The 842-nt window shown below is 61.2% G+C and carries 1 protein-coding gene and 2 pseudogenes; 1 reads left to right on the forward strand and 2 read right to left on the reverse strand.

The window, feature by feature from the left end:
* Positions 1-121: pseudogene (locus tag ROTAS13_RS28380) on the reverse strand (helix-turn-helix domain-containing protein); the annotation flags it as partial.
* Between the two features lie 438 nt (positions 122-559).
* Positions 560-691 (reverse strand): hypothetical protein, encoded by a 132-nt coding sequence (locus tag ROTAS13_RS28455; RefSeq protein WP_256371413.1) that lies wholly within the window; start codon positions 689-691, stop codon positions 560-562.
* Between the two features lie 65 nt (positions 692-756).
* Between ROTAS13_RS28455 and ROTAS13_RS26845 the strand changes: the two are divergent.
* Positions 757-842, forward strand: a pseudogene (locus ROTAS13_RS26845) (IS5/IS1182 family transposase); the annotation flags it as partial.

Below are 842 nucleotides of genomic sequence, written 5' to 3' on the forward strand. Positions count from 1 at the left end.
ACCGCAGAACCTTCCGGACCACCTTTCGCGAAATCCCGAGCTCACGACAGATCGCCTTGATCGACTTGCCCTGCACCCGGTGCAGGCGCCGGATCTTTGCCACTGTCTCCACGACCAGCATCCCAGCACTGGCTCCCGATCATCCCGGAAACCACTGTGAACCCCGCCGTCAGTGGGGTCCCGTTTGGACGCCGATCACCCCTCCAACAGGGTTCCTATTCCATGCCGATCCACACACGGCACCCTTCGCAGCACTCGATCACCGTCGCGATCAGGCCCAGGATCCTGCTGTCCAACACTGATATCCCTGCCAAACAGCAAAGATGGGAGCCGCACCAGGGAACCGCCCCAGCAGTCGCCCTCAACTCAGAGTAGTAGTGGAAACCGCCTCTTAAGCTGCGTCGCCGTCGCTACAAGTCGGCAACGTGGCAATGTCCCCGGCCACTACTTCCGCGTTACGTCAGGAGCAAGAGCCTGGATGATGCGAAGATCCTCCATCGACGTCTCTCTTTCCCTTTCCGGAAGAGAGAAACCAATCCCTGTCGCCGGGGCGTAGCTCTCATGTCGTCCGATATCGCTCGACCATGCGCGCAGCGGCCTTCATGGCGTCGCGCACGTTCTCCTCGCTTCCCGAGCCGATCATGCTGTGCGGCTCGCCTTTTGCTTCTCGGCGGAGCACCAGGAAGTGCACATGTCCGCCCACCTCCTTCGGCTTAGAGCGCCTAACTAAACCCGGTATGATGCGTTTCTGTGGGCATGGCGAAGCCTTTGGTTTCTGATGATCTCTGGGCGGCGATTGAGCCGCTGTTGCCGCCCGAGCAGCCCAAGCCCAAGGGCGGGCG

The sequence above is a fragment of the Roseomonas sp. TAS13 genome (genome assembly GCF_001950415.1).
In the GTDB taxonomy this organism is placed as follows: Bacteria; Pseudomonadota; Alphaproteobacteria; order Acetobacterales; family Acetobacteraceae; genus Roseomonas; species Roseomonas mucosa.